Here is a 7,182-nt window from a genome sequence, read left to right as displayed (position 1 = left end):
AAAAAAATAAAGAGGAATGGCTGAATTAAAAAAATTTCGAGTAAGTAACCATAGGTGTTTTATTATTGTTCTTGCTAAGCAAACAACAATAGGTTCCTAGGTTGCGTATAGAGAAGCTCCAGGGCTGTTTTTTTATTTTTGGCAGAGAGTTATTAGTGTTCACATCCATCTCTTTGATTGCATAAACGTGTCCTTCCCAGAAAAATAGCAACCCCTAACCAGTTCCTCTTCTATACGAATGAGTTGGTTGTATTTGGAAGTGCGGTCGGAACGACATGGCACTCCAGTCTTGATTTGACCACATCACTCCAAGCAACTGACAAATCGGCAATGAGGCTGTCGCTGGTTTCTCCAGAACGATGCGAAATTACTGTACCGCGTAACCAGACCTACTTGCCAAAAAAAATGTCTCAAACGTCTCTCTCTGTTAATGTCCCAACTTGGTTAGGCTTAATTAAAATAGCATTAGCAGACTTAGTCTCAACCCCCCTACGTAAGAATGAAGACTGAGTCACAAAAAGACCATCTCCCACCAACTGTACCCTATCTCCCAAACGATTGGTCAATATTGCCAACCACTCCAATCATCTTCCGCCATGCCATCTTCTAAGATACTATTGGAAAACAACTGCATAAATTATCCAAATAGGACGAAAAATCATCAGAATTCATAAATTCGTTAAAAATCTTGTAGTACCCATCTGAATAAAACTGACTACTAGCACAATCTAAAGCAATACACACATCATTGCAAGGATCAAAACCAGCCAAATAAATGGCATCTGCCAGTACTCTAAGCCCTCCTCAATACCACTTAGGTGCGGAGCAAAATCACCTTCATCACCAACTGTGCAAGAAAGTCCAATCTCATGTAACTTTTCCCTTGATGAACAAAGAAACTAAAACATCGCATTTACGACGGTTGTTGCGAATGCTTTTTGTCAGATATTTGATACCTTGCCAGTCATTGGCATCAAAGTAAAAAAACAATAACAGAATAACAGGAATAATTATATGTCCTGTAGGATAGCACGCAGCGTTTCAGATAATAGCTAGCGATAGTAAAAGGAATGAACCTGAGTCAAATCTCTGTGTGTGTTCTGTGGTGGATCATAGCCCGATGTATAGGGCACAGCGTAGGATTTTGTGGTCCTTGCCTCTCTCTCTTCTGTCTGTAACCTATTATTTGACTGTGTAAAAGTAACTTTGATAAGACTCTTCCCCAGAATCGTGCAAACTTGCTGTGCCGTAATAAGATATGCTAGCCGAAGTATTTAAACGTTTCTGTTAATATTACAATTCAATTTGATTTAGCTTGAGTGAAAGCTTGAGTGGAGTATCATTGCCAAATTTTACAAAATGTCCTGCTTTTGTACGACGTTACTACTAACTGCACTCCTATCTCCAAAAATTCAACTAGCTATTGCCATCCACTCCAATAATCCTCAGCCATACCATCTTCTGTAGATATTACTCGAAAACAATTGCTCTCAAATTATCCAAAAAATGTTTAATGGTTCCTTTATGTCATTTGCATGTTTTGTTACCTCCTTGTACAAATATGTAGAAGAATCGCTTGGTTAAACCTACAAAAACGACAGGGAGATAGGATAGGACGTATCACTAGTAAACTCTCTGGCAACGAATAAATTATTTTATCAGCCATGAGAGAGATAGGTAAGTAGAATGCTTTAAATTAAACTCTAAGGTGAAAACGTATTCTTAGCTACCAAAGCCTACACCTTAATGAGGTAGGTATGCGTATGCAGAACTATATTGCCTATGTTGCTATTGAGGAATAATCCACGTAGTAGTGGTACTGTAGTTTCAACACACTAGTTGCCATATTTACTAATCCCAAATCAACCTCAGTCGTATCGTCTCTCCCAGAATCAAAATACAAACCACCTATACTTATTACTATTACTTATTCATTACTCATTATTTATTACTCATTACTATAACAATAAAAAATTCATATAAATAATATTTCTTCACCCTTACTTTATCACAATCAGGTGCCAGTGCTTCTGCTGCTGGTCTATGTTTGCTTACGTCAGTCATCGTCAGTAGTCAGTCATCGTCAGTATTTAGAGTAAAGCATCAGAATAAAAAAGTAAAAGAACAACAATAGAGGGGTAGTATGTTATATGTCTGGTAGAGTAACGCGCGATACTTCAGGTAGTAGCAGCGATTCAGAAACTAGTGGTGGGCCTGCTGATGTTGCGGGTGGTCATTCTCCCCTTGGAGCTGTTGGTCAGGATAGGGATGTAAGGAGTAGCGGATCAGGAGGTGGTGGTAGGTCCAGCAGAGGCTCTTTGACGTCCCCAGGCCATACTGAAGAATCACGGGGATTAGGCGCAAAACCCAGAAAAAAAACGGAGGGGAAAGAAGGAAAGGGAGGTAAACATCATACTAGGAAGGGTATCGAATGGAATAAAAAAGACAGGAGGGCGGCGAAAGTTCATAGGGGTGAGGGGCAAAGACTTGCTGCTGAGAGAGCTGCTAGGGCTGCCGCTGAAGAAGCTGCTATGGCCGCTAAGGATGCTGCTGAAGGAAGAGGTGGGAATAAAAAAGATGACGGTTTGGGCTTGATAGTACTAAGAACGAAAGGCCCGCGGACCCGCCACCATGGTCATGGTCATCACAGAAAAAATGAACCAAAACATGGTGATACCGACCATCATATGAGTGGAATTGATAGGTTATGTCTCCTTTTGGGAACTGCTGTTGCAGTAGGAGGATCTCTTGCAACGTTGGTATCTTTGCTTAGTAGTATTCTTAGTAGTGATACTGCAGGGCCGCCAGTGAATGGCACTCGAGAAGGTGCTTCTGCAGCAAGTGGCTCAGTTTGGAAAGATTATCATGATAATGTTGATCTTGCGTTTATGGTTATACATCTGCTTTTCTCGATGTTAGTTCTTGCTGTGTGGTATGCTTATAAATTTTCAGACAGAGGTAAAAACCGCAAAAAATAGAGGGGGAATGATTAACTTTTAAAAAATTAAAATCGTACGTTACGTGTATTAATATCCATAGTTAGCTTGTGGCTTCTGGGATGGAGCAGGATGAGCATGTATGCGTTCTCCCCTAACATGGTTTCCCTGGCCCTTCATATATATAAAATCGGCAAAATCTTTCTAAGTACCAGGAGCGGCTTCTGGGTACTGGTTACGCCGGAGGAAAAGGTGCCGATAAAAGCGGAATAGAGCTGTCAGATTTAAGAACAATGAACACCATGTCCCACAGCCCCATATGATAGTCATATCACAGCAGTATAAGGGCTGAGTTGCGCGATGGCAACAGTTATAGGTTTAGTTGTCATTTATTTGATTTATGTGTTTTCCCCTCGCTCCCCTTCTAAAGATAGAAGAAATTTCAGCAATGATATCGCCATTTAGCGGTAAAGAATCAGGAAGTTCTTGCCGCGATAAAGCATTTTCAAATGAATCAACTATGAGGGATCATTTTTTGGTATGTAAATCTTTCAACAAAAATAAAAAAAGCAAATAAGGTAAGGGAAATGGCTGACTTTATGTAGCACATACAACAAAAAGCTTATGATGTACGTACGTATGTTGGTTCCTGTTTATTCTGAAATGTTGTTGTTTTGCTGTAATGTTTAACAAGAACTGCTAGATCAAAGAATGAGTTGGTTGTGTTTGGAAGTGCGATCGGAACGACATGGCACTCCAGTCTTGATTGGACCAGCACTCCAAGCAACTGACAAATCAGCAATGAAGCTGTCACTGGTTTCTCCAGAGCGATGCGGAATTACTGTACCGTGCCAGACCTACTTGCTAAAAAAATGTCTCAAATGTCTCTGTTAATGTCCCAACCTGGTTAGTCTTAATTAAAATAACATTAGCAAACTTAGTCCCAACTCCCTTACGTAAAAATAAAGACTGAGTCACAAAAAGATCATCTCCTACCAACTGTACCCTATCTCCCAAACGTTTGGTCAATAATTGCCAACCACTCCAATCTTCATAAATTCGTTAAAAATCTTGTAGTACCCATCTGAATAAAACTGACTACTAGCACAATCTAAAGCAATACACACATCATTGCAAGGATCAAAACCAGCCAAATAAATGGCATCTGCCAGTACTCTAAGCCCTCCTCAATACCACTTAGGTGCGGAGCAAAATCACCTTCATCACCAACTGTGCAAGAAAGTCCAATCTCATGTAACTTTTCCCTTGATGAACAAAGAAACTAAAACATCGCATTTACGACGGTTGTTGCGAGTGCTTTTTGTCAGATATTTGATACCTTGCCAGTCATTGTCATCAAAGTAAAAAAACAATAACAGAATAACAGGAATAATTATATGTCCTGTAGGATAGCACGCAGCGTTTCAGATAGTAGCTAGCGATAGTAAAAGGAACCGACCTGAATCAAATCTCTGTGTGTGTTCTGTAATGGATCATAGCCCGATGTATAGGACACAGCGTAGGATTTTGTGGTCCTTGCCTCTCTCTCTTCTGTCTGTAACCTATTATTTGACTGTGTAAAAGTAACTTTGATAGGACTCTTCCCCAGAATCGTTCAAACTTGCTGTGCCGTAATAAGATATGATAGCCGAAATATTTAAATGTTTCTGTTAATATTCCAATTCAATTTGATTTAGCTTGAGTGGAAGCTTGAGTGGAGTATCGTTGCCAAATTTTACAAAATGTCCTGCTTTTGTACAACGTTCCTACTAACTACACTCCTATCTCCAAAACTCCAACTAACTATTGCCAGCCACTCCAATAATCCTCAGCCATACCGTCTTCTGTAGATATTACTGGAAAACAACTACCAAAATTGTCCAAACAATGCTTAATGGTTCTTTTGTGGTATTTGTGTATTTTGGTATCACCTTATGCAAATATGTAGAAGAATCGATTGGTTAAACCTACAAAGATGACAGAGAGATAGGATAGGACGTATCACTAGGAAACTCTCTGGTAACGAATAAATTATTTTATTGGCCATGAGGGAGATAGGTCAGTATAATGTTTTAAATTAAACTCTAAGGCAAAATGTATTCTCAACTATCAAATCATACATGAATGGGCATGTTGGATATTTCCTATGTTGCTATGCGGAAAATACACGTAGAGCACTACAGCCTCAACACACTGGCTGAAATGTTTGCTAGTTCCAAATACATGGTCATCAGTTGCTAGACGCTCCTATCAACCTCAGTCATGTCATCTTTACAAAAATCAAAAACAGACAAATACATGGCATCTACAATAAACCTAAATCTTGCTCAACATTACTTCATATGGGGAGCAAAACTACCTTCGTCATCAACTGTACAAGAAAGCTAAATTTCATGTGGATTTTCCCTTAAAGCTATGCACAGACATAAATATAAATATTATGGATAACTGCATTTCAGCAGATTGCATAAATTAGGCATGACATTTACCTTCACAAGGAAGGATGATGAATTTTGGCTGCGTTGACATGAAATCTAATTAGCAAAGATTACTCTAAGCCTCATATAATATATTTAGGGCAGTAGAAAAAAACTCTCCTCCATCTTTCCCACAGCAATCAAGAAAAAGAATAATATTTTGAATGGATTTTATTAGCTCCAAGAATCAACACATTTTTGTTATGCTATTTATGAGATAGAAGAAGCCTATCGTACATATGGATGAGGTACCCAATTATCTTTCCCAATGTAGCATTAGTATAACTAACAAAACCGCAACAAATTTGCATAATACTAAAAAGCAATATGAGTATACTACGGTTAATTAGTACCTCCATTACTGTATTATTGATATCAATTTAAACAGTAAAAATTCATATGAATAATATTTTTTCACCTTTAGCATGGTTTGGGCGCGGATGCTTACCTTGATTGGCGATTACTTAATTGTCAATAATCATTTGTGTAAAAATAAAAAAACAAGTCAGGTCATAGTAGAAAAACAATAATGGAGGGTGTTTGTATGTCTGGTAGAATAAGTTTAAGTGCTTCAGGTGGTAGCAGCAGTAGTTCGGAAGCTGATGAACCTGCTGGTGACGGGGGAGATAACTCTTCCCTTGGAGCAGTCGGTCAAGATGGTAGGGAGTGTAGAAAATTAGGGGATGCTGGTCCCGGCGGAAGCTCCTCCCAGGAGCCTAGATATCTGGCGTTGGGTGCAAGGCCCAAAAAAAAATCAGCAAAAAAAGAAGGGGGAGGGTCTAGAGGATCCACTGAGGGGAAGGGTGTTGTATGGGTTAAAAGAGATAGAAGAGCAGCGAGACTTCATAGAGGTAGGGGACAAGAACTTGCTGCTGAGAGGGCTGCTGAGGTAGCTGCTAGGGCTGCTGCTAAATGGAAAGAGAAAGAGAAAGAAGTCGGAGTGGAAGGTGATGGATCGGGTTTGACAGCGCTAAGATATGAGGATACGGAGCAACGAGGTACTCATGGTCGGGTTGGTGGTAGGAAGAAAATTACCCTCATGTCTGACATACGTCATGATTTTAGGCGCTATGGAGTTGGGGTCTCGTTGTTCTTTCTACTTTTAATTGGCGCTTTTTTTCTGGGGCCGCCTATTTTGTTGATTGCGTTTGCACTTAGCAATATACTAGAAAACTCAAAAGACTCTGGCCAGAAGGATGGTAGTGTGTCTGCGTCATTTAGGAGAAAATTTGATTATCTTCTTCTTGTGTTATCGGTTATGTATTTGCTTCTCGTGCTAAAAAGGATTGCGATGATACCTCACAATAAGAATAAAGCCCTGTCTCAACGAGACAAGAGTAAGAGGCAAAAGCGAAGATAGGGATAAAAATGCCTAGAGGCCTAGAGGTTAACCCCTCTAGGTCTAGGTAAACGGGTCCTTACCAGAAAAGTAGCAACCCCCCTACCTAGTTCCTCTTCTGTACGAATGAGTTGGTTGTGTTTGGAGGTGCGGTCGGAACGGCATGGCACTCCAGTCTTGATTGGACCAGCACTCCAAACAACTGACAAATCAAGCTGTCACTGGTTTCTCCAGAACGATGCGGAATTACTGTACCGTACCAGACCTGCTTGCTAAAAAAAAATGCCTCAAACGTCTCTGTTAATGTCCCAACTTGGTTAGGCTTAATTAAAATAGCATTAGCATACTTAATCCCAACTCCCTTACGTAAAAACAAAGACTGAGTCACAAAAAGATCATATCCCACCAATGTACCCTATCTCCCAAACGC

At 39.9% G+C, this 7,182-nt stretch carries 8 protein-coding genes and 2 pseudogenes; 2 read left to right on the top strand and 8 right to left on the bottom strand.

Annotated features, from left to right (window positions below; genetic code table 11):
- Nucleotides 1-159: 159 nt before the first annotated feature.
- The 4 genes and pseudogenes from A6733_RS09830 to A6733_RS09555 all read right to left on the bottom strand — a co-directional run bounded on the left by A6733_RS09830 (nt 160) and on the right by A6733_RS09555 (nt 2,064).
- A complete protein-coding gene (locus A6733_RS09830) occupies nt 160-294 on the bottom strand; it encodes a hypothetical protein (protein ID WP_092460205.1) in 135 nt (44 codons plus the stop codon).
- Nucleotides 231-566, bottom strand: a pseudogene (locus A6733_RS09565) (hypothetical protein). The gene A6733_RS09830 and the pseudogene A6733_RS09565 overlap by 64 nt, the downstream one beginning before the upstream one ends.
- A 40-nt stretch (nt 567-606) precedes the next feature.
- Nucleotides 607-789 (bottom strand): hypothetical protein, encoded by a 183-nt coding sequence (locus tag A6733_RS09560; protein ID WP_092460203.1) that lies wholly within the window; start codon nt 787-789, stop codon nt 607-609.
- Between the two features lie 1,152 nt (nt 790-1,941).
- On the bottom strand, nt 1,942-2,064 hold the full coding sequence (locus A6733_RS09555) for a hypothetical protein (RefSeq protein ID WP_278183893.1): 123 nt from the start codon (nt 2,062-2,064) through the stop codon (nt 1,942-1,944).
- 86 nt (nt 2,065-2,150) lie between these two features.
- Between A6733_RS09555 and A6733_RS00100 the strand changes: the two genes are divergently transcribed.
- Entirely contained in the window at nt 2,151-2,978 is an 828-nt protein-coding gene (locus A6733_RS00100) for a hypothetical protein (RefSeq protein ID WP_092460201.1), read from the top strand.
- Nucleotides 2,979-3,640: 662 nt separating this feature from the next.
- On the opposite strand, the gene A6733_RS09825 is transcribed toward A6733_RS00100, so the two are convergent.
- Genes A6733_RS09825 through A6733_RS09545 form a run of 3 tightly spaced genes read right to left on the bottom strand, consistent with a single transcriptional unit; the run spans nt 3,641 to nt 4,108 of the window.
- A complete protein-coding gene (locus tag A6733_RS09825) occupies nt 3,641-3,775 on the bottom strand; it encodes a hypothetical protein (protein WP_092460199.1) in 135 nt (44 codons plus the stop codon).
- 25 nt (nt 3,776-3,800) lie between these two features.
- The gene (locus tag A6733_RS09550) at nt 3,801-3,953 is read right to left on the bottom strand and encodes a hypothetical protein (protein WP_176696191.1); all 153 of its coding nucleotides are present in this window, start codon (nt 3,951-3,953) and stop codon (nt 3,801-3,803) included.
- An 8-nt stretch (nt 3,954-3,961) separates the two neighbouring features.
- Nucleotides 3,962-4,108 (bottom strand): hypothetical protein, encoded by a 147-nt coding sequence (locus tag A6733_RS09545; protein WP_141663414.1) that lies wholly within the window; start codon nt 4,106-4,108, stop codon nt 3,962-3,964.
- A gap of 1,849 nt (nt 4,109-5,957) precedes the next feature.
- On the opposite strand from A6733_RS09545, the gene A6733_RS00085 reads away from it, so the two are divergent.
- Nucleotides 5,958-6,773: a hypothetical protein gene (locus A6733_RS00085; RefSeq protein WP_141663413.1), complete on the top strand. Its 816-nt coding sequence runs from the start codon at nt 5,958-5,960 to the stop codon at nt 6,771-6,773.
- 20 nt (nt 6,774-6,793) lie between these two features.
- On the opposite strand, the pseudogene A6733_RS00080 reads toward A6733_RS00085, so the two are convergent.
- Nucleotides 6,794-7,140 (bottom strand): annotated as a pseudogene (locus A6733_RS00080) (hypothetical protein).
- Between the last annotated feature and the right edge of the window lie 42 nt (nt 7,141-7,182).

It is taken from the genome of Candidatus Ichthyocystis sparus (assembly GCF_900078745.1).
GTDB classification, from domain to species: domain Bacteria; phylum Pseudomonadota; class Gammaproteobacteria; order Burkholderiales; family 2013Ark19i; genus Ichthyocystis; species Ichthyocystis sparus.
Note: the sequence above shows the minus strand (reverse complement) of the source record. Positions and strands in the feature narration are given on the sequence as shown.

What these genes read in the sequence shown, in the direction of transcription:
- A6733_RS09555 (WP_278183893.1), bottom strand. Translation starts at nt 2,064, where the DNA reads ATGACTGACGTAAGCAAACATAGACCAGCAGCAGAAGCACTGGCACCT.
- A6733_RS00100 (WP_092460201.1), top strand. Translation starts at nt 2,151, where the DNA reads ATGTCTGGTAGAGTAACGCGCGATACTTCAGGTAGTAGCAGCGATTCA.
- A6733_RS00085 (WP_141663413.1), top strand. Translation starts at nt 5,958, where the DNA reads ATGTCTGGTAGAATAAGTTTAAGTGCTTCAGGTGGTAGCAGCAGTAGT.